The following is a 19,682-nucleotide window of genomic DNA, read 5'->3' as shown; positions in this document are numbered from 1 at the left end:
GGGCACGCCAAGGTTCGCACAAAATCATGAGGGGTTCCTCATGTTTTGTTTCGCGCAGTTTGCTCGACACCTCCCCCACCAGTGATTTCCCTCACACGACTGCTTGAAAGTAACTGGTCGGTAACCGGAATCACTCCTGGCTGCGTCGATGCGTGGACGTCCATGAACCCGAGGAATCCCTCACGTTTTTCGTTATCAAATCGTTACCCATTGACGGCCGTCGCGGATCGTGCATCGCAAGATCGAAAACGTGTCGGCGCCCTGCGATAGCTTTCGGGCGAATCGAACAAATATTCGACAGGGGGCACGGTGGGGAGAAGGGTGAAGTACACGCGGGAGGTCCTCGAGGAGGCGGTCGCGAAGGCGACCAGCGTCGCGGGCGTGTTGAGGCAATTCGGATTACGCGAAGACGGCGGCAACCATGCCAACATCAGCCGACGAATCAAGCTCTACGGAATCGACACGTCCCACTTCCGGGGTATGGCCCACCAGAAGGGGATACCGCCTCGGAACCGCCTGCACTGGTCGGAGGTGCTCACGGTCTCACCGGCCGGCTCCAACCGCAGAGAAGCTGCCCGCCTCAGACGAGCGCTCATCGAATCCGGGCGGTCGCACAGGTGCGAGAACTGCGGCACCGGTCCGGAATGGCGGAAATCGCCGCTCGCACTGCACGTCGACCACATCGACGGCAATCCGAACGATTCCCGTCCGGAGAACCTCCGCTTCCTGTGCCCCAACTGCCACAGCCAGACACCCACCTGGGGCAGGAGGATCCGACACAACCGACCGATCCGAGCCCTCGACGCGGCTCCAGCCGAGTCGAGCATCGAGGTGGAAGCGGGGACACGGTGACGCGACCGGTCAAGTACACGAAGGAGATGCTCGAAGAGGCAGTTCGCAGCTGCGTCAACTTCGCCGACGTCATGCGGTACTTCGGTCTCAAACCCAACGGAGGACATCACACGCATCTGACCCGCAGGATCAGGGCACTCGGTATCGATACGTCCCACTTCACCGGCCGCCCTCCCGTTCAGGGTGGACCTGTGGTGAAGCGGCACTGGACCACGATCCTGGTCGAGACACCGGCAGGCTCGCCACGAACCAAACCTCATCTACTGCGTCGGGCTCTCATCGAGTCCGGTCGCCCACACGAATGCGAAGGTTGCGGCACGGAGCCATATTGGTACGGCCGGCCGTTGGTCTTCCACGTCGACCACATCGACGGAAATCCCAACGATTCGAGACCCGACAACGTCCGGTTTCTGTGCCCCAACTGCCACACCCAGACACCGACCTGGGCCGGGCGGCGCCGCTTCACCTTCCGTAGGGAAGAGCCGTCCTCGTGACGTATTGTGTCCGTGACGCGCGAGTGGCGGAACGGCAGACGCGCTGCGCTTAGGACGCAGTGTCCATAGGACGTGGGGGTTCGAGTCCCCCCTCGCGCACCACGTGACCTCACCCACGGTGCACCGACCGGTCTTGGCAGGTCGGTGCACCGTTCGGGTACCGTCGAGGGCGTGTCCGAGCATCGCCCTCCCCGCCGGTTGGCCCTGATCATCCTGGTCCTGGTGGCCGCGGCCGGATGCCTCGGCCTCGGTTACTGGCAGTGGGTCCGTTTCGAAGCGGTCGGCGGCACCTACCAGAATCTCGGCTACGCCCTCCAGTGGCCCGCGTTCGCCTTCTTCTGCGTCTACGCCTACCGGCGCTTCGTCCGCCTCGAGGCGGAGGAGCAGGAAGCCGAGAGCACCGGCGGACGACGCCCGTCCGATTCGGACGAGCCCACCGAGATCCCCGAGGATCTTCTTCCCACCCGACCGCGCACGCTCGCCGAGGCACGCGAGCAGGAGGCCGCGGATCCCGACGCACAACAGATCAACGAGTACAACGAGTACCTCGCGCAACTGGCGCGCAGGTCCGATAGGAGCGCTCAGTGAGCACGACCCCCGAGCAGGCGTCCGGCCAGGCCACCACGCCGCGCGTCGTCAGTGAGGCCGACCGGAAGAAGATCCGGTCCGCTCTTCTGCGTTACCGCGTGCTCGCCTACGCGACCGGTATCTGGCTGCTCATCCTCACCGGTGAGATGGTCGCCAAGTACATCATCGGTGTCGAGAACGTGCCGGCCTGGATCGCGATCGTGCACGGCTGGGTGTACGCGGTGTACCTGGTCCTCACCTTCGACCTGTCCATCAAGGTGCGCTGGCCGATCGCCCGGACGGTGTGGACGCTCCTGGCGGGCACCATCCCGTTCCTGTCCTTCTTCGTCGAGCACAAGCGCACCCAGCAGGTGAAGGCCGACTTCGGAGTCTGACCGGCAACCTCCACGGACACGAATCGGGCGGATCCTTCGAAAGGATCCGCCCGATTTTCGTCTGTGACCGTGCGCGCTCAGCGTCGCGGCAGGCGCACCACCTGGACGAAGAACTCGTCGATCTGGCGCACCGCGCGGATGAACTGGTCGAGGTCGACCGGCTTCGTCACGTACGCGTTGGCGTGCAGCTTGTAGCTGCGGAGGATGTCCTCTTCCGCTGCCGAGGTGGTGAGGACCACGACGGGGATGTCGGTGAGGTCGGAGTCGGACTTGACCTGCTCGAGGACCTGCCGTCCGTCGTACTTGGGCAGGTTCAGGTCGAGGAGGATCAGGTCGGGCCGAGGGGCATTCTCGTACTGACCGCGCCGGTAGAGGAAGTCGAGTGCCTCCTCGCCGTCGCGGACCACGTGGAGGGTGTTTCCGATCTTGTTGTCCTCGAACGCTTCGCGCGTCATCAATTCGTCGCCGGGGTCGTCCTCGACGAGGAGGACGTCGATCGGCCGCCCGGAAACGCTCATGCAGATGCCCCTTTCAGAGCGACTTCGGTTGCAGACATGCTGTCGTCTGCCTTGGGCATCGTAAAGCAGAAGCGACTGCCGTCCCGATACTGCGGGTCGAGCCAGATCTCTCCACCGTGGTATTCGACGATCTTGCGGCAGATCGCCAGGCCGATGCCGGTGCCGGTGTAGACGTCCCGGCCGTGCAGCCTCTGGAAGATCACGAAGACCTTGTCGGCGAACTCCTCGGCGATACCGATTCCGTTGTCCTGCACGGAGAATCGCCAGAACTCGTCACCCTCGTCGACGATCTCCTCACAGTCGATCCGGATCTCCACGGGCCGGTCCTCGTGGCGGAACTTGATCGCGTTTCCGATCAGGTTCTGCCACAACATGATCATCAGTGTGGGATCGCCCACGATCGTCGGCAGGGACTCGGGCCGGGAGATCTTCGCCCCGGATTCCTCGACCGCCTGGGAGATGTTCGTCAGGGCCGCGTCGAGGGTCACGTCCAGTTCGGTGCGGACGTGCGCGTCGCTGACTCGTCCGACCCGCGAGAAGGTCAACAGGTCGTTGATGAGCACCTGCATACGCTTCGCGCCGTCGACCGCGAAGGCGATGTAGTGGCTGCCGCGTTCGTCGAGCTGGTCGCCGTAGCGCTTCTCGAGCAGCTGACAGAAGGACGCGACCTTGCGGAGCGGCTCCTGCAGGTCGTGGGAGGCGACGTAGGCGAACTGTTCGAGTTCGGAGTTCGAGCGTCGCAGTTCCGTCGTCTGGTTCTCGAGTTGCTCCTCGCGTTCGTGCGCGACCTGCAGTTCGCGCACGATCCGCTCACGCATGTCCTCGACATCCCGGCCGAGTGCCCGGATGTCGGCGGGACCCTGCGGTTCGATCTCGACGTCGAAGTTCTCCCCCGCGACCACCTTGCGCGAGGCCTGCCGCAGCCGCTGGATCGGTCGGACCACGATCATCTGGAGCAGAACGGCCAGACCGACGCCGGTGAGGAGGAAGACCACGACCATGCCGGCGAGGATGCGATCCCGCGTGGTCCGGGTGTCCTCGAGGGTGGCGATGCCGTCTTCTCGGGCCTGCGTGAGGTCGGCGTTCTGGACGGCGAATGCGGCCCGGATCCTGTCGAAGGCATCACGCCCCGCTGCGACGGCGGCGGGGTCGACGAACCGGGGCTCTCCCGGCACAACAGTGGAGATGAGGGGTTCGGCGTACACGCGCCGCCATTCCGCTGCGTGCCTTTCGATCGCTTCGAGATCCGCCATCAGGTCCTCCTCGTCGCCGACGAGGGCACGCAACTCGGCGGCCGCGGCCTCCTCGTCGCGTCGTCCGTCCTCGTAGGGGCGGAGGAACTCGGGGTCGGCGGCGAGGATGTAACCCCGCGCGCCCGTCTCCTGGTTGATCAGCGCCGACTGCAACCGGTACGCCTCGACGCGGGCGGGCTGGATTCGGTCGCGCACGTAGTTGGAGTACTCCGTCGTCTCACGGAGGAAGTGGCTGCCGACCACAGTGCCGACGACGACCAGCAGCCCCATCACGCCCAGTACGAGGAGGAACCAGCCCTGGACCGTCAGCCCGCGGGACGGCGAACGACGCACGTCTCCCGCCTCCCCCGTTGCGTCGTTGTTCGTCATGCGGTGGTGATCACTTCCTGTTCCATTGCACGTGGACGACTGCGACGTCGTCGGACAGTCCTCCCCTACTGTCCGCGAGTTTCTCGGCACCGTCGATCAGCGAGTCGGTGAACTCGGCGGCCGGCAGATGAGCGCGTTCGCGCGCGAGCTCGAGGAGTCCTTCCTCACCGAGTCGTTCCGGGCCGTCGCCGCGATGCCCCTCGAACAATCCGTCGGTGAACAGCACGATCGCGCCGTCCTCGGGCAACTCCATCGTGTGGACGGGCCAGGTGGCCACACCCGGCAGCAGGCCGAGAGCCGGACCACCGGGCGCTTCGACCCAGTCGATGGTTCCGCCATGTCGGAGCAGCAGACCGGGATGACCGGCCCGCATGACCTCGACGGTGCTGCGGTCGGCACACATCGTGAGGTTCGTCATCGAGGCGAAGAAGCGACTCTCCGTGCGCTCCGCGACGAGGATCTCCTCGAGTTGGTGCAAACGGCGGGGGCCGTCGACCCCGCTGAGCACGAGCGTGCGCCACGCGATGCGCAACCCGACGCCGAGGGCTGCCTCGTCGGGGCCGTGGCCGGAGACGTCGCCGATGAGAACGTGGACGGTGCCGTCGTCGGTCTGCACGACGTCGTAGAAGTCGCCGCCGAGAAGAGCGGACGACCGGCCGGGGCGGTAGCGGGAGACGACGTCGAACTCCTGACCGTTGCGCAGGAGCGGGGACGGGAGCAGTCCGCGTTCGAGTCGGGCGTTCTCCTGTGCGTGCAGCTGGCTCGCCTGGAGTTCGGCCGCCGCGATCTCGGTCTGCTTTCGCTGGATGGCGTAGCGGACGGCGCGGCCGAACAGATCGGGTTCGACACGTCCCTTGACGAGATAGTCCTGGGCGCCCACGGACAACGCGGCGAGGCCGGTCTGTTCCTCCGCGAGGCCGGTGAGGACGACGATGGGGACGGAATCTGTGATCTCCTGGATGCGGGCAACGGCTTCGAGCCCGCTCGCATCGGGCAGGTGGAGGTCGAGAAGTACGCAGTCGGGAGCCGATGTGGCGAGTTCGTCGCGGGCCTGCGCAAGTGTCTGTACCCACACGACGGTCATCTCGGGGGCGCTGTCGACGACGAGTTCCTCCACGATGAGCGCGTCACCCGGATCGTCCTCGATGAGGAGCAACGACGGTGGTTCGACCGACTCGCTCTGCGCTCGGTGCATGTCCACTCGGCGCCCCTCCCTCCCTGCTCGAAAGGGAACATTACAGACTCCACGACGGCATGGTCACAGGGTGGTCACGGAGGGTCGCGGCTACGGCCGACGGACCGATGTGTGCGTCTATCGGCACGATCTTGCATGATGACAAGGTGAACGATCCCATGACCGCGCATCCGCATATGACTATTTCCACGACCCGCAACGGCTCCGTGGCCGTGTTGTCCGTCAACGGCGAAGTCGACATGACGAGCGCCCCGCTCCTGGAGCAGGAAGCCCTCGCACTTCTCGACACCGACATCTCCGGACTGATTGTCGACCTCAGCGGGGTTGATTTCCTCGCTTCGATGGGTATCGCTCTGTTGGTCGAGTTGTCCAAGCGAGCTGCCGACAACACCGGTTTCGCCGTCGTGGCACACGGCAGTGCAACGGCACGCCCGCTCGAACTCCTCGGCCTCGGAGAGGTCTTGGCGATCCATCCGAAGCTCGACGACGCGCTCGTCGGCCTCGGTACCTCGCCGGAAGGCGTCTCCGAGTAGACCGCCGTACCCGACGAACCGAGGAGCCATGTCGTCTGCGCCCGAGGAGTCAGCTTTGCTCTTTCCCGACGAGATCAGTTCGTCGGGTGTGCGAGCCGACCCGACCGAGATTGCAGGCCTGCGGGTCGTCACGAGGCGGTGGCTGGCGAAGCTCCCCCTCAGCGAGGACCAACGACAGGACATACTGCTCGCGAGCTACGAAGCGCTCGCGAATGCCGTCGAGCACGCCTATGCGCCGGACGATGCGCACGGGACGCTCGACTACGAGGCGGCGTATCTGCCCGACGAGGGTGAGGTGGTCGTGCGGGTCGTCGACCACGGCTCCTGGCACGACGCCGTCGACAGCGACGCCCGACGTTCACGCGGTCACGGGTTGACGCTGATCCGCAATCTGGCCAGCGATCTGCAGGTCTCGGCCGGCCCGAAGGGCACGGTCGTCGAGATGCGATGGGTCCTCGAAGAGACGGACAGGGCGAACAACGAACTCTCGTCCCACGACGCGAGCTGATCTGCGCGGTAGGCGCGCGTCGCGAGTTCTCGGATACGAAGCGGCCGTGGGAGGAGCACGATGCTCCTCCCACGGCTGCTTTCGTCATACCTGTCGTTGCGGGTGCGGCCCCTGCGACGGAACGCCCGCGCACCCTTGCTCGAGCAGATCCCGGTTCACCCGGTCGACGACGGCGAAGACGACGCCCACCGCGTATCTGCGGGACATTTCACTGCCCTGACGGGGCGAATCAGGTGTTCCTCGCTATCGTGGCGGGAACCCTGTGACCCTGACAGGGGGTTTCCGGCGGACATTTCGGGTTCGAAGGGTCCGTGCGGGACGGTGAGTGAGGAGGCGACGATGGCGCGTTGGAATCCACGCGTGGTACTGGACTGGTTGCGGGCGGGATATCCCGAGGGGATCCCGGCCAAGGATCACTTCGCGTTGCTTGCCGTGCTCAAGCGCCGGCTCACCGAAGAGGAACTTCTCGAGGCGATCGAGACGGCAGCGGCGACCGCGTCGGAACATCCGGAGCGGCAGGTCGACCACGACACATTGCGGAAGATCGTGGCGGGAGTGATCCACGAGGAACCGGACCCGCAGGACGTCGAGCGGGTTCGCGAACAGTTGGTCGCTGCGGGCTGGCCCGTCGTGGGCGGTGAACTCTCCCGCGGCGACGAGCCGACCGAACCCGCCGAGGCGGATACGCAACCGACGACCGAGACGGCTGCGGCGCCGGCACCCGACGCCGGCGTTGCATCGGATACCGGCGCCGCGGAGCCGGTTCGCGAGGAGCGGGGGACGCAGGCAGGCGCCCGCTAGCCGACCGCGGCGAGCCGCGAATCAACCGACCGCGGCGAGCCGCGGGTCAGGCACTCGCGGCGAGTGCAGCGAGGGCGGGCACGAGCTGAGCGAGTGCCCGTCCTCGATGCGACTGTGCGTCCTTCTCCTCCGCGGACAGTTCCGCCGCGGTGCGTTCTTCACCTTCGGGCCGGAAGACCGGGTCGTAACCGAAACCGTTCTCGCCGCGCGGCTCGCGCACGATGCTGCCGCGCCATTCGCCGCGCACGACGGTCGTGACGAATCCGTCGTCCGACGGCACCACGAGTGCGCAGGCCGACACGAAGGCCGCGCCGCGACGCTCGTCCGGCACGTCCTGCATCTGGCCGAGCAGCAGTGCGGTGTTCGCCTCGTCGTCGCCGTGGCGTCCGCTCCAGCGCGCCGAGAGCACGCCGGGCATGCCGCGCAGGGCGTCGACCTCGAGACCGGAGTCGTCGGCGACGCAGGGCATACCCGTGGCTGCGGCGCCGTCGCGAGCCTTGGCCCCGGCGTTCGCTTCGAAGGTCTCCCCCGTCTCGGGCGCCTCCGGGTACGGCGGGACGGTGTCGAGGCCTACGAGTTCGATGCCCTCGATCCCGGCACGGTCGAGCACGCGCTGCAGTTCGCGCAGCTTCTTCGCGTTGCGACTTGCGACCAGCACCCGCACGTCAGGCTCCGAACTTCTTCTTGCCGGCCTCCGCCTCGACCGGCTCGGGCAGGGCGCCCGGGTACGGCTCGGCGAGCACTTCGCGCTGGATCCGGCACAGTTCCTCGATCCCGGCGAGCGAGGAGTCGAGCATCGCGTCGAGCGTGGAACGCGGGAAGGTCGCGCCTTCGCCGGTGCCCTGGACCTCGACGAGGGTGCCCGCCTCGGTGGCGACGACGTTCATGTCGACCTCGGCGCGCACGTCCTCCTCGTAGGGCAGGTCGAGGCGGACACGTCCGTCGACCACGCCGACGCTGACGGCGGCGATCTGGCACGAGATGGGCTGCGGGTCGGCGAGGCTGCCCGCGGCACGAAGGTAGGTCACCGCGTCGCACAGTGCGACGTAGGCGCCGGTGATGGCGGCGGTGCGGGTGCCTCCGTCGGCCTGCAGCACGTCGCAGTCGATCGCGATGGTGTTCTCGCCGAGCGCGGCGAGGTCGATGCACGCGCGCAGCGACCGGCCGACGAGCCGGCTGATCTCCTGGGTGCGGCCGCCGAGCTTGCCCTTGACCGATTCGCGTCCGCTGCGGGTGTGGGTGGCGGCGGGAAGCATCGCGTACTCGGCGGTCAGCCAGCCGAGGCCGGAGCCCCTACGCCACCGCGGGACGCCTTCCTCGACGCTGGCGGTGCACATCACGCGGGTCTGTCCGAATTCGACGAGCACGGAGCCCGCCGGGTGGTTGGTGAATCCCCGGGTGATGCGAATGTTCCGGAGTTCGTCGTCCGCTCTGCCGTCTTCTCGTGTCGTCACTCGTCCGAGCCTAGGCGATCCGGGGGCGGGCCCTTCAGATGCGGTACACGTCTCCGGCGGTGACCGCGTGGACCGGTCCGGAGTACTCGGCCTTGGCCTCGGCGATGACGTCCTCGCGGGAGGTCCACGGCGGGATGTGGGTCAGGAGGAGTTCGCCGACACCGGCGAGGGCCGCGACGCGACCGGCTTCGGTGCCCGAGAGGTGCACGCCTTCGGGGCGTTCCCCCGGGGCGTGGGTCCACGAGGCCTCGGCGAGCAGCACGTCGGCGCCGCGGGCGAGTTCGACGACCGAATCGCACATGCCGGTGTCGCCGGTGTAGACGAGGGTGCGGCCGGAGTCGCTGGTGATGCGGAAGCCGTAGGCCTCCGGCGGGTGGTGGACGCGGCCGGGGCAGATGGTCAGGCTTCCGAACCGGATCGTCTCGCCGTCGCCGAGCATCCGGACGTCGAGGGTGTCGCTGACGTCGTCGACCTCGCCGGGGATCTCCGCGGACGCCACGCCGATGCGGTGGGCGGTGCCGGCGGGACCGTAGGTGAGGACGCGCCCCTGCGGCGGGGACGGCGAGTAGCGGCGCCAGACCAGCAGTCCGGGCAGGTCGAGGCAGTGGTCGGCGTGCAGATGGGACAGCAGGATCGACACTTCACCGGGGTCGGCGTGGCGCTGGAGCGCACCGAGGACACCGGGACCGAAGTCGATGACCAGGGGTGGGGTGTCCGGTGCCGTCAGCAGGTAGCCGGAGGCTGCGGAATCCGGCCCGGCCACACTGCCCGAGCACCCCAGAACGGTCATGCGCATATCAGCCATGCTGCCATGCCGAGGGTCCCTCGATGAAGCCAACGCGCGTATTGCGGCGCAGACTCACAGTGGCCGGGAAGGTGTGACGCGCGGATCGTTCGGCCACTTCGCGAGGCCGAACGGTGGCTCTCGGCGCGGGTGGTCAGCGCGGCATGACGGAGGTGGTGGTGCGGCGGGCGCGACGCGCGTCCGCGGACAGCGCCCACGCCGCGAGGACGCCGCCGACCGCACCGAAGAAGTGCCCTTCCCAGGAGATCCACGGTTCGCTCGGCAGCACGCCCCACAGCATGCCGCCGTAGAGGAACAGCACTACGACTCCCAGCAGGATCTGCCCGGCCTTGCGGGTGAACACACCTCGCACGATCAGATAGGTGAGCCACCCGAAGATCAGGCTCGACGCTCCGATGTGGGTTTCGCCCGAGCCTGCGATCAACCACGTCCCCACCCCTGCGACCACCCAGATGATCGCGGTCGCGGCCAGTCCGCGCCCGATACCGGAGAGCAGCACCAGGAAGCCGAGGACGAGCGCGGGCACGGTGTTGGCGGTGAGATGGGCCCAGTCGGCGTGCAGGATCGGCGCGAACAACACGCCCCACAGTCCGTCGGCGGTGCGGGGTTCGACACCGGCCGCGTCGAGATCGGCGGGGAGCACCGCATCGACGGCCTCGACGCCGTAGAGCATCGCGACGAACCCACCGATCCACAGACCGGCACGCTGCCAGATCGGCCGGATGCGGGTGTCGGCGCCGGTACCGCTGGGAATGGTCATGGCACCATTCTGCCGTCACGTACCGGTCAGCGGCCGAAGACCGAGGGCAGCACGTCGTGATAGGCGGGGATGTCGGCCACGGAGGTCGCGGACAGGATCGCGTCGACGATCGCGCGTTCGACCACCACCGCCGCGGCCTCACACACGGCGGCGAGGATCGGCAGTTCGGCGGCGAAGGCCGGGATCGACGGGGAGTCGCGGAGTGCGTCGGTGACGTCGGCGGTGCCGGTCGAGAGGGCGAAGATCGTGTCGCCGTCGAGCGGGGAATGCGCGGGACGGATCGCGCGGCCGAGCCCGTCGTGCCCGGTGACCGCGACGCGACGGCACGCCGCCTTCGACAGCGGTGCGTCGGTAGCGACCACACCGATCGTGGTGTTCAGGACGGTGCCCTTGTCGCCGAGCGCGCGGGCCGCGGCCAGATCCGACGCGGAGGGCGACGACAGTCCGAGTTCCTCGGCTCGCGCGGCGTCGACGCCCCAGGGCAGGCCGGTCACGGGGTCGAACACCGAGCCGACGGGGTTGGCGACCATCAGCGCCGCCACGGTCACCCCGGCTGCTGGACCGTCCGTGATCCGCACGCTCGCCGAGCCGATGCCGCCCTTGAGCGCCCCGGCGCGGGCACCGGTGCCGGCGCCGGCGCTGCCGCGCTCGAGGTGCGTGGAGCAGGCGGTGGCCGCGGCGGTGCATCCGGAATCGGCGGTCGGGCGCGCGGACCACTGGCCCACCGGCAGGTCGAAGATGACGGCGCCGGGGACGATCGGGACGACCGCGCCGGGCGCGCCCATCGGGATCCCCTTGCCGTTCTTCTCGAGATAACGCATCACGCCGTCGGCGGCGGCCAGCCCGTACGCGCTGCCACCGGTGAGGAGGACCGCGTCGACGCGCTGCACGGAGTGACTCGGATCGAGCAGGTCGGTCTCCCGCGTGCCCGGTCCCCCGCCTCGCACGTCCACCGATGCGACGGCGGACGGGTCGGCGAGCACGACGGTGCATCCCGTGGCGGCGCCCGTACCGGGAATCTCGGGGGTGCCTACGGTGACCTCGGGATCGAGGCGCTGCCAGTGACCGACACTCAGACCCGCCACGTCGAGCAGCGAATCGGTCGGCCCCGGCACGATCACGGCTGAAGCGCCTGGACGAGGGAGTCCTGCATCCATGTCAGCCAGTGGTAGACGTCGAGATGCGGGGCACGCGGATCGTCGTCGTCGAGAACATCGGGGGTGTCGGCGTCGATGCCGAGGGTGGTGCCGAGCGCGAGCCGCACGTCGTTGAGCCCGTACAGCCAGGCTTCGGCCTGTTCGGGATTGAGCACCACCTTGCCGCCGCCTTCGGGCACGGTGCGCAGGATGACCGCGCCGGCGGCGAGCTTGGCGTCGATGATGCTCGGTTCGTGCAGGCTCCGCATCGCACCGTTGAGGTCGGCGGCGTCGTCGCCGACCTCGGCGACGGCATCGGCGTCGGGGCGGTGGAAGTCGGGAAGGAGTCGTCGCAGCGCCGGGATCTCGGGCGGGGTGGCGTTACCGGTGCGCAGGCCGGTCAGCGCCGCGAGGTCGTCCTGCGGGGCCTGTCCGGCGCGTTCCTCGAGCATGCCCAGCACGGAGGACACGAGCGACCGCAGCACCGACGCTTCGTGGGCGTCCATCTCCGACCGGAGCTTGGGGCCGCTGAGCGAGTTCTTCCTGGTCCACTGCCGCACGTCGGTCGGGCCCTCCTGTGGGGATCATTCGTCGCGTTGCATCGTCGCCCACAGCCCGGCGGCGTGCAGACGCTGCACGTCGTGTTCCATCTTGTCACGCGAACCACTCGACACGACGGCCTTGCCCTCGTTGTGGACCTTGAGCATGAGCTCGGTGGCCTTGGCCTTGCTGTACCCGAACAGCTTCTGGAAGATGAACGTCACGTAGTGCATGAGGTTGACGGGGTCGTCCCAGACCACGGTCACCCATGGCCTGTCGACCGCTTCGATCTCCTCGACGATTTCGGCCTCGGCAGGAACGGCCTGTCCCGCCATGGCCTGAACGGCCTGGCCGGCCATGAATCGGACGTCGAGCGGAGTGGTCGTACTACACGGCGCCATGTTCCCAGGGTACGACTTCGGAGCACGGCGAAAAACCCGCCTCGGAGGCCGTGGCTCTACAGTGATCGGGTGCCCGAAGCCATTCACCGTGCCGGTTGTCCCGGCACCGCACTGTTCACGGACAAGTACGAGTTGACCATGCTCGAGGCTGCCCTGGCGGACGGCACGGGCGACCGCCCGTGCGTCTTCGAGGTCTTCGCCCGGCGTCTTCCCCCGGGCCGGCGGTACGGCGTCGTCGCGGGCACCGCACGGTTGGTGGAGGCACTCGAATCGTTCCGGTTCGACGAGGCCGAGCTCGAACTCGCCGCCGGTTTCCTGGCTCCGCGGACCGTCGAGTGGCTGCGCGACTTCCGGTTCTCCGGCGACATCGACGGCTACCGCGAGGGCGACTTCTACTTCCCGGGCTCACCGATCCTGTCGGTGAGCGGCACCTTCGCCGAGTGCGTCCTGCTCGAGACGTTGACGCTGTCGATCTTCAACCACGACAGTGCGATCGCGGCGGCGGCGGCACGGATGGCGAGTGTGGCCGACGGCCGCGCGCTCATCGAGATGGGGTCGCGGCGCACCCACGAGGAAGCGGCGGTCGCCGCGGCGCGCGCGGCCTATCTCGCAGGATTCGACTCGACGTCCAATCTGCAGGCCGCGCAGCGGTACGGCATTCCCGCCGCAGGTACCGCCGCGCACGCGTTCACCCTGCTGCACACCACGACGGCCGGTCGCGACGAGGCGTCCGCCTTCCGCAGCCAGGTCGAGAGCCTCGGTGTGGGCACGACCCTGCTGGTGGACACCTACGACATCACCGAGGGCGTGAACACGGCGATCGCGGTGGCCGGCCCCGAACTCGGTGGCGTGCGGATCGATTCGGGTGATCTCGGTGTGCTCGCCCGCCAGGTGCGCGCACAGCTGGACGGGCTCGGCGCGACCCGCACGAAGATCGTGATGTCGGGTGATCTCGACGAATACGGGATCGCGGGCCTGCGGGCCGAGCCGGTCGACGCCTACGGTGTCGGCACGTCGCTGGTCACGGGGTCGGGGGCTCCGACCGCGGGCATGGTCTTCAAGCTCGTGGAGGTCGACGGCATCGCGGTCGAGAAGCGCAGTGCGGCGAAGGAGTCCCGAGGAGGCGCGAAGCGGGCCGTCCGGTATGCGCGGAGGACGGGCACGCTCGTCGAGGAGGTCGTGTACCCGGCCCGCGCCGAGCAGGTCCCGCCGGGCGAGGGTTCGCAGGTCCACGAACTGATGATCCCGTTGGTCCGCGGCGGCGAGGCGGTCGGCGATCTGCCTACCCTGGAGGAGAGCCGGGAGTACCTCCGGCAGGGCATGGTGCGTCTGCCGTGGGAGGGCCTGACGCTCTCGGCCGGGGATCCCGCCATCCCCACCCGCTTCGTCCGTGAGGGGTGAGTGCCATGCGCGCATTGTTGGTGGTCGACGTCCAGAACGACTTCTGCGAGGGCGGTTCGCTCGCCGTGGAGGGTGGCTCGCGGGTGGCGTCCGACATCACCCGGTTCCTGCAGGCGCGCGGTGACGACTACGCACACATCGTCGCGACCCGCGACCACCACGTCGATCCCGGGGATCATTTCTCTCCCGAACCCGATTTCGTCGACTCGTGGCCGCCGCACTGCCGGGCCGGGACGCCGGGCGCGGACTTCCATCCGGAGCTGGCCACGGACCGGTTCGAGGCCGTCTTCTCGAAGGGGGCCGACGACGCGGCCTATTCGGGCTTCGAGGGAACCGACGACGAGGGCACGATGCTGGCGTCGTGGTTGCGCGACCGCGGCGTGACGGACGTCGACATCGTCGGGATCGCCACCGACCACTGCGTGCGGGCCACCGCGCTCGACGCGATCGAGGAGGGTTTCGGCGCGCGGGTGCTGCTGCCCTACACCGCGGGGGTGTCGGAGACGACGATCCGCCCGGCACTCGAACGGATGCGCGAGGCCGGCGTCGAACTGGTCACCGACATCTCCGGAGTCACAGATATCGCCGAAGTCACAGGTAGCGGGGCCGCAGGCCGAAGGTGACGGTGGGGACCGATACCCTGTGCCGGTGCCGGATCTCCCCGAAGTCCCAGAATTGCTGCGAACCGCGGTGCACGCACTGGGCGGTAAGGAGCGGCGCAACCAGCTGACGATGGCCTCGGCCGTCGCGCACAGCATCGACACCGGCGAACACCTCGCCGTACAGGCCGGCACGGGTACCGGTAAGTCGCTGGCCTATCTCGTGCCGAGTATCCGGTACGCGGTGAAGACGGGCCGCACCGTGGTGGTCTCCACCGCGACCATCGCGTTGCAGCGGCAGCTCGTCGAGCGCGACCTGCCGCGACTCGCCGACGCCCTCGCCGGTTCGCTCGGCCGGCGCCCGCGTTTCGCGATCCTCAAGGGTCGCGGAAACTACCTGTGCCTGAACAAGATCCATACCGGCCTCGCCGAGGAGACGCCCGACGCCGAGCTGTTCGACGCGTTCGCCCTCTCGCGCATCGGCCGCGAGGTGCGGCGGGTGACGGAGTGGTCGTCCACCACCGAGACCGGCGACCGCGACGATCTGTCTCCCGGCGTCTCCGATCAGGCGTGGCGTCAGCTCTCCGTCACGGCGCGCGAGTGCCTCGGCAAGTCGCGGTGCCCGGTGGGAGAAGACTGCTTCGCCGAGATCGCGCGAGCCGAGGCCGCGCAGGTCGACGTAGTCGTCACCAACCACGCGCTGCTCGCGATCGATGCCATCACCGGCATCTCGATCCTGCCCGAGCACGACGTCGTGGTCGTCGACGAGGCGCACGAACTCGTCGATCGGATCACGAACGTCGCCACGGCCGAGTTGTCTCCGGGCACGGTGTCGGCGGCCGCGCGGCGCTGCGTCAAGCTCGTCGAGGACGAGGAGATCGATCGGCTCGACGGTGCCGCCGAGAACTGGGAGTCGTTTCTCGAAGCACTACCGGCGGGTCGCTGGGACGAGCTGCCCGAGGGCGCCGCGGCCGCGCTGGCCTCGATCCGCGATGCCGCCTGGGCCGTGCACACGGCGATCGGACCGGCCAAGCCCGGCACCGACCCCGAGGTCGCCGCGGCCCGCAGTCAGGCGCTCGCGGAGATCGACGAGGTGCACGACTGCGCGGTCCGGGTGCTCACGACCTTCGAGCAGCGCGATCCCTCTCAGCGGCCCGACGTCGTGTGGCTCGCCGCCGACGAGTTCCGCGGCAACGTCCGCCGCACCGTGCGGGTCGCGCCGCTCTCGGTCGGCGGGTTGTTGCGCAGCCGGTTGTTCGGCGAGTCCACCGTCGTCCTCACCTCCGCGACCCTCACGGTCGGCGGGTCGTTCGACGGCCTCGCCGTCAACTGGGGTCTGCCGCCGCAGTCCCCCGCCCGTAGCGACACCACCTCCGCCTCCGGCGCCGAACCGCCTTCCGACAAGGGCGATCTCGCGTGGAACGGGATCGACGTGGGGTCGCCTTTCGATCATGCGAAGGCGGGCATCCTCTACATCGCGAAGCACCTGACGCCACCCGGCCGCGACGGTCTGCCGCCCTCGCATCTCGACGAGATCGCCGAACTCGTCACCGCAGCCGAAGGGCGCACCCTCGGATTGTTCTCCTCGATGCGCGCCGCGAAGGCCGCCACCGAGGCGCTGCGCGACCGTCTCGACACGCCGGTCCTGTGCCAGGGCGACGACGCGACGGGCGCGCTGGTCGAGAAGTTCGCAGCCGACGAGGCGACGAGCCTGTTCGGGACCCTGTCGCTGTGGCAGGGTGTCGACGTTCCGGGCCCGTCGCTGTCGCTGGTGCTCATCGACCGCATTCCGTTCCCCCGCCCCGACGATCCGCTGCTGGTCGCCCGGCAGCGCGCCGTCGAGGCGCGCGGCGGCAACGGATTCATGGCGGTCGCCGCCAATCATGCCGCCCTGCTGTTGGCGCAGGGTGTGGGGCGACTGCTGCGCAGCACCGACGACCGGGGTGTGGTGGCGGTGCTCGATTCGCGTCTGGCGACCGCGCGGTACGGCGGCTATCTGCGCGCGTCGCTGCCGCCGTTCTGGGAAACGGCCGATCCGGCGGTGGTCCGCCGGGCACTCACGCGTCTGCGCGGCTGAGCACCCGGCGGGCCCCGGCTCCTACGGGAGCGCGACCATGCCGAGTTCGGCGGGCGAGGCGAGCAGGCCGTGTCTGGGCAGCACCCGCACCGTGTAGCCGACGGCGCCGGCGAGCGGCAACGGCACCGTCGCGGTGAACTCCTCCCCCAGCGAATCGGTGCCGATGTGTTCCATCGGCACGGTGACGGGGTCGCCGATCGTGTCGTCGGAGCCCACGCGCCCGACCACTGCCTGCACCTCGACGTCCTCCGGGGTCAGGTCGCCGAGCTGGACGTGTGCGGTCAGCCCCAGCGGCAGGCCGATCTGCGGCACGTCCGGAATCGGCGTCGAATCGACCTGCGCGACACGTACTCCGGGCCACGCCGCCTCGATGCGGTGCCGGTAGTCGGCCAGCGCCCGCGCACCCGCGTAGTCGTCGGCGGTCACCTTCGCGGCCGCCGCGGCCGCGGGGATGTAGTAGTCGACGGCGTAGTCGCGCACCATGCGCGAGGCGAGCACCTTCGGGCCGAGATTCTCGAGCGTGTGACGCACCATCTCGATCCAGCGGGCCGGCACACCGTCGGAGTCGCGGTCGTAGAAGCGCGGCAGCACCGAACGTTCGAGCAATTCGTACAGGGCGGCGGCCTCGAGATCGTCGCGGCGGGTGTCGTCGACACCGTCGGCGGTGGGGATGGCCCAGCCGTTCTCACCGTCGAACATCTCGTCCCACCATCCGTCGCGGATGGACAGGTTGAGACCGCCGTTGAGGGCCGACTTCATGCCCGACGTGCCGCACGCCTCGAGCGGGCGCAGCGGGTTGTTCAGCCACACATCGCAACCCCAGTACAGATAGCGGGCCATCGACATGTCGTAGTTGGGCAGGAAGACGATGCGGTGCCGCACGTCGTACTCGTCGGCGAACCGCACGACCTGCTGGATGAGGGCCTTGCCGCCGTCGTCGGCGGGGTGGCTCTTACCGGCGACGACGAGCTGCACGGGCCGTTCGTCGTCGAGCAGCAACGCGCGCAGCCGCTCGGGATCGCGCAGCATCAGGGTGAGGCGCTTGTAGGTGGGCACGCGCCGTGCGAACCCGACGGTGAGCACGTTCGGGTCGAAGACCGACTCGATCCAGCCCAGTTCGGCCTCGGTGGCGCCGCGTTCGAGCCACGACTCGCGCAGCCGGCGGCGCACCTCGGCGACGAGCTGGGCGCGCAGCGTGTTGCGGGTCGACCACAGTTCCTTGCGGTCGATGGACTGGAGCAATTCCCAGCCGCGGGCCTCCTCGACCCGGTCGGGTCCGGCGAGCCGGTTGGCCAGCGCGATCCACTCGCGCGCGGCCCAGGTGGGGGCGTGCACACCGTTGGTGACCGATCCGATGGGCACCTCGGCGGCGTCGAATCCGGGCCACAGTCCTTCGAACATGCCGCGGCTGACCTCGCCGTGCAGCTTGGACACACCGTTGCAGCGCTGGCCGAGTCGCAGACCGAGATGGGCCATGTTGAACACGTTCGGGTTGCTCTCGCGTCCGAGCGCGAGGATGCGGTCGACCGTGAGGCCGGGCAGCAGCGCCGACTCGTTCTCGCCGTTGGTGCCCGAGAAGTAGTGACGGACGAGATCGATCGGGAAGCGGTCGATACCCGCGGGCACGGGGGTGTGGGTGGTGAAGACCGTGCCGGCCCGCACGGCGGCGAGCGCTTCGTCGAAGTCGAGTCCGGAGCCGGTGACGAGTTCGCGGATGCGTTCTGCGCCCAGGAAACCCGCGTGTCCCTCGTTCATGTGGAAGACGTCGGGGTCGGGCAGGCCGTGGATGCGTGTGTAGGCGCGCACCGCGCGGACACCGCCGACGCCGGCGAGGATCTCCTGCTTGATGCGGTGGTCCTGGTCGCCGCCGTAGAGGCGGTCGGTGACCCCGCACAGCTCCTCGTCGTTGGACGGGATGTCGGAGTCGAGCAGCAGCAGCGGGACGCGCCCGACCTGGGCGATCCAGATCCGCGCGTCGAGTGTGCGCCCACCCGGCACGGCGACCTGCACGAGCGCGGCGGTGCCGTCGGCCTCGGTGAGCAGTCGCAGCGGCAGGCCCTGCGGGTCGTAGGAGGGGTAGTGCTCCATCTGCCAGCCGTCGGCGCTGAGCGACTGCCGGAAGTAGCCGGAGCGGTAGAGCAGGCCGACACCGATGAGCGGCAGGCCGAGATCGGAGGCGGCCTTGAGGTGGTCGCCGGCGAGGATGCCGAGGCCGCCGGAGTAGTTCGGCAGCACCTCGGTGACACCGAATTCCATCGAGAAGTAGGCGATGCCGGCGGGCAGTGCCGCGCCGCGTTCCTGCTGTTCCTGGAACCAGCGGGGACGGGCGAGGTAGTGCTCGAGGTCGGCGGCAGCGGCATCGAGGCGGGCGAGGAAGTCGCCGTCCTCGGCGAGCGCGTCGAGGCGGGCGGGCGGCACCTCGCCGAGCAGCCGGACGGGGTCGTTGCTGCACCGGCGCCACAGGTCCGGGTCGACCGATTCGAACAGGTCCTGGGTCTGCGGGTGCCACGACCATCTGAGGTTGGCGGTCAGGGCTCCCAGCGCAGCCAGCCGCTCGGGAAGATGGGCTCGTACGGTGAACCGGCGCAGTGCTTTCACGGGGAGCACACTACCGACCGCGGGCGCTTCGTGACGGCCGGGCGTCGGATCTCACGTGCCCGTATCCGTGCCGGTCGCGGACGGGATCACCCGGCACACGGAGAGGCCCCGCGGCGTGCACACCGCGGGGCCTTCTCTCCTGTGACCGACCCCCCGTCGGCCGGTGGACTCAGAGTCCGCCGAGGAGCAGGTGCAGCAAGTCTCCGACGACTCCGATCAGACCGGCAACCAGACCCATGTGTTCTTCCCTTCGTCGTGCCTCCGAGGAGGCTGTTGTTGTCTTGCAGAACAAACAGTAGGGAGCAGGGTGTTGCCGTCCGGTCAATTGAAGTGAACGCTGAGTTACAGATACTTTCGGTGCCGCAGAGGGGATCCTTCGCGGGTCCCCGCCGCATGCACAGCCGCGCGGCGCGACCTCCATTACGG

General features: G+C 68.7%; 21 protein-coding genes and 1 tRNA gene. 11 read left to right on the top strand and 11 right to left on the bottom strand.

What is annotated here, in order from left to right; all coding sequences use genetic code 11:
• The first annotated feature begins 321 nt into the window (after positions 1 to 321).
• The 5 genes from CKW34_RS08570 to CKW34_RS08550 all read left to right on the top strand — a co-directional run bounded on the left by CKW34_RS08570 (position 322) and on the right by CKW34_RS08550 (position 2,308).
• On the top strand, positions 322 to 852 hold the full coding sequence (locus tag CKW34_RS08570) for an HNH endonuclease signature motif containing protein (protein WP_059383958.1): 531 nt from the start codon (positions 322 to 324) through the stop codon (positions 850 to 852).
• A complete protein-coding gene (locus CKW34_RS08565) occupies positions 849 to 1,346 on the top strand; it encodes an HNH endonuclease signature motif containing protein (protein ID WP_080968379.1) in 498 nt (165 codons plus the stop codon). The genes CKW34_RS08570 and CKW34_RS08565 overlap by 4 nt, the downstream gene beginning before the upstream one ends.
• A 17-nt stretch (positions 1,347 to 1,363) precedes the next feature.
• Positions 1,364 to 1,448: transfer RNA gene (locus CKW34_RS08560), tRNA-Leu, on the top strand.
• Between the two features lie 69 nt (positions 1,449 to 1,517).
• Positions 1,518 to 1,934 (top strand): hypothetical protein, encoded by a 417-nt coding sequence (locus tag CKW34_RS08555; RefSeq protein WP_059383996.1) that lies wholly within the window; start codon positions 1,518 to 1,520, stop codon positions 1,932 to 1,934.
• Positions 1,931 to 2,308, top strand: coding sequence for a DUF3817 domain-containing protein (locus tag CKW34_RS08550; protein WP_006554752.1), 378 nt, complete (start codon positions 1,931 to 1,933; stop codon positions 2,306 to 2,308). The genes CKW34_RS08555 and CKW34_RS08550 overlap by 4 nt, the downstream gene beginning before the upstream one ends.
• Positions 2,309 to 2,385: 77 nt before the next feature.
• Here CKW34_RS08550 and CKW34_RS08545 read toward each other — a convergent pair whose 3' ends face one another.
• The 3 genes from CKW34_RS08545 to CKW34_RS08535 are packed head-to-tail and all read right to left on the bottom strand — an operon-like array spanning position 2,386 to position 5,643.
• Positions 2,386 to 2,826 carry a response regulator gene (locus CKW34_RS08545; RefSeq protein ID WP_059383959.1) on the bottom strand — a complete coding sequence of 147 codons (441 nt, stop codon included), beginning with the start codon at positions 2,824 to 2,826 and terminating at the stop codon, positions 2,386 to 2,388.
• Positions 2,823 to 4,448 carry a sensor histidine kinase gene (locus CKW34_RS08540; protein ID WP_231921856.1) on the bottom strand — a complete coding sequence of 542 codons (1,626 nt, stop codon included), beginning with the start codon at positions 4,446 to 4,448 and terminating at the stop codon, positions 2,823 to 2,825. Before CKW34_RS08540 ends, CKW34_RS08545 begins: the two co-directional genes overlap by 4 nt.
• A 10-nt stretch (positions 4,449 to 4,458) precedes the next feature.
• Complete coding sequence (locus CKW34_RS08535; RefSeq protein WP_226950112.1) at positions 4,459 to 5,643, bottom strand: PP2C family protein-serine/threonine phosphatase; 1,185 nt, start codon at positions 5,641 to 5,643, stop codon at positions 4,459 to 4,461.
• 107 nt (positions 5,644 to 5,750) lie between these two features.
• On the opposite strand from CKW34_RS08535, the gene CKW34_RS08530 reads away from it, so the two are divergent.
• The 3 genes from CKW34_RS08530 to CKW34_RS08520 all read left to right on the top strand — a co-directional run bounded on the left by CKW34_RS08530 (position 5,751) and on the right by CKW34_RS08520 (position 7,485).
• On the top strand, positions 5,751 to 6,176 hold the full coding sequence (locus CKW34_RS08530) for an STAS domain-containing protein (RefSeq protein WP_231921854.1): 426 nt from the start codon (positions 5,751 to 5,753) through the stop codon (positions 6,174 to 6,176).
• Positions 6,177 to 6,231: 55 nt separating this feature from the next.
• Complete coding sequence (locus tag CKW34_RS08525; protein ID WP_059383962.1) at positions 6,232 to 6,684, top strand: ATP-binding protein; 453 nt, start codon at positions 6,232 to 6,234, stop codon at positions 6,682 to 6,684.
• A gap of 339 nt (positions 6,685 to 7,023) precedes the next feature.
• Positions 7,024 to 7,485: a DUF3349 domain-containing protein gene (locus tag CKW34_RS08520; RefSeq protein WP_059383998.1), complete on the top strand. Its 462-nt coding sequence runs from the start codon at positions 7,024 to 7,026 to the stop codon at positions 7,483 to 7,485.
• A 46-nt stretch (positions 7,486 to 7,531) separates the two neighbouring features.
• On the opposite strand, the gene rdgB is transcribed toward CKW34_RS08520, so the two are convergent.
• From rdgB to clpS, 7 genes are all read right to left on the bottom strand, one after another.
• Entirely contained in the window at positions 7,532 to 8,143 is a 612-nt protein-coding gene (rdgB, locus tag CKW34_RS08515) for an RdgB/HAM1 family non-canonical purine NTP pyrophosphatase (RefSeq protein ID WP_059383999.1), read from the bottom strand.
• Between the two features lie 7 nt (positions 8,144 to 8,150).
• Positions 8,151 to 8,939, bottom strand: a complete 789-nt coding sequence (gene rph, locus CKW34_RS08510) for a ribonuclease PH (protein ID WP_059383963.1) — start codon at positions 8,937 to 8,939, stop codon at positions 8,151 to 8,153.
• 34 nt (positions 8,940 to 8,973) lie between these two features.
• Positions 8,974 to 9,735 (bottom strand): cyclic nucleotide-degrading phosphodiesterase, encoded by a 762-nt coding sequence (locus CKW34_RS08505; protein ID WP_059383964.1) that lies wholly within the window; start codon positions 9,733 to 9,735, stop codon positions 8,974 to 8,976.
• Between the two features lie 142 nt (positions 9,736 to 9,877).
• On the bottom strand, positions 9,878 to 10,504 hold the full coding sequence (locus CKW34_RS08500) for a rhomboid family intramembrane serine protease (RefSeq protein WP_059383965.1): 627 nt from the start codon (positions 10,502 to 10,504) through the stop codon (positions 9,878 to 9,880).
• 26 nt (positions 10,505 to 10,530) lie between these two features.
• A complete protein-coding gene (locus CKW34_RS08495; protein ID WP_059383966.1) occupies positions 10,531 to 11,661 on the bottom strand; it encodes a P1 family peptidase in 1,131 nt (376 codons plus the stop codon).
• Entirely contained in the window at positions 11,622 to 12,200 is a 579-nt protein-coding gene (gene aosR, locus CKW34_RS08490) for an oxidative stress transcriptional regulator AosR (protein WP_059383967.1), read from the bottom strand. Before aosR ends, CKW34_RS08495 begins: the two co-directional genes overlap by 40 nt.
• Positions 12,201 to 12,224: 24 nt before the next feature.
• Positions 12,225 to 12,581, bottom strand: a complete 357-nt coding sequence (clpS, locus tag CKW34_RS08485; protein WP_059383968.1) for an ATP-dependent Clp protease adapter ClpS — start codon at positions 12,579 to 12,581, stop codon at positions 12,225 to 12,227.
• A 69-nt stretch (positions 12,582 to 12,650) separates the two neighbouring features.
• Between clpS and CKW34_RS08480 the strand changes: the two genes are divergently transcribed.
• Genes CKW34_RS08480 through CKW34_RS08470 form a run of 3 tightly spaced genes read left to right on the top strand, consistent with a single transcriptional unit; the run spans position 12,651 to position 16,658 of the window.
• Positions 12,651 to 13,982: a nicotinate phosphoribosyltransferase gene (locus tag CKW34_RS08480; protein ID WP_059383969.1), complete on the top strand. Its 1,332-nt coding sequence runs from the start codon at positions 12,651 to 12,653 to the stop codon at positions 13,980 to 13,982.
• A 5-nt stretch (positions 13,983 to 13,987) separates the two neighbouring features.
• The gene (locus CKW34_RS08475; protein ID WP_059383970.1) at positions 13,988 to 14,605 is read left to right on the top strand and encodes a nicotinamidase; all 618 of its coding nucleotides are present in this window, start codon (positions 13,988 to 13,990) and stop codon (positions 14,603 to 14,605) included.
• A gap of 25 nt (positions 14,606 to 14,630) precedes the next feature.
• Positions 14,631 to 16,658, top strand: coding sequence for an ATP-dependent DNA helicase (locus tag CKW34_RS08470; RefSeq protein WP_174479670.1), 2,028 nt, complete (start codon positions 14,631 to 14,633; stop codon positions 16,656 to 16,658).
• Positions 16,659 to 16,679: 21 nt separating this feature from the next.
• On the opposite strand, the gene glgP is transcribed toward CKW34_RS08470, so the two are convergent.
• The gene (glgP, locus tag CKW34_RS08465; RefSeq protein WP_059384000.1) at positions 16,680 to 19,256 is read right to left on the bottom strand and encodes an alpha-glucan family phosphorylase; all 2,577 of its coding nucleotides are present in this window, start codon (positions 19,254 to 19,256) and stop codon (positions 16,680 to 16,682) included.
• Positions 19,257 to 19,682: the final 426 nt, after the last annotated feature.

Source organism: Rhodococcus rhodochrous (assembly GCF_900187265.1).
In the GTDB taxonomy this organism is placed as follows: Bacteria; Actinomycetota; Actinomycetes; order Mycobacteriales; family Mycobacteriaceae; genus Rhodococcus; species Rhodococcus rhodochrous.
The sequence above is the reverse complement of the archived record's forward strand: the minus strand, read 5'-3'. Positions and strand labels throughout refer to the sequence as shown.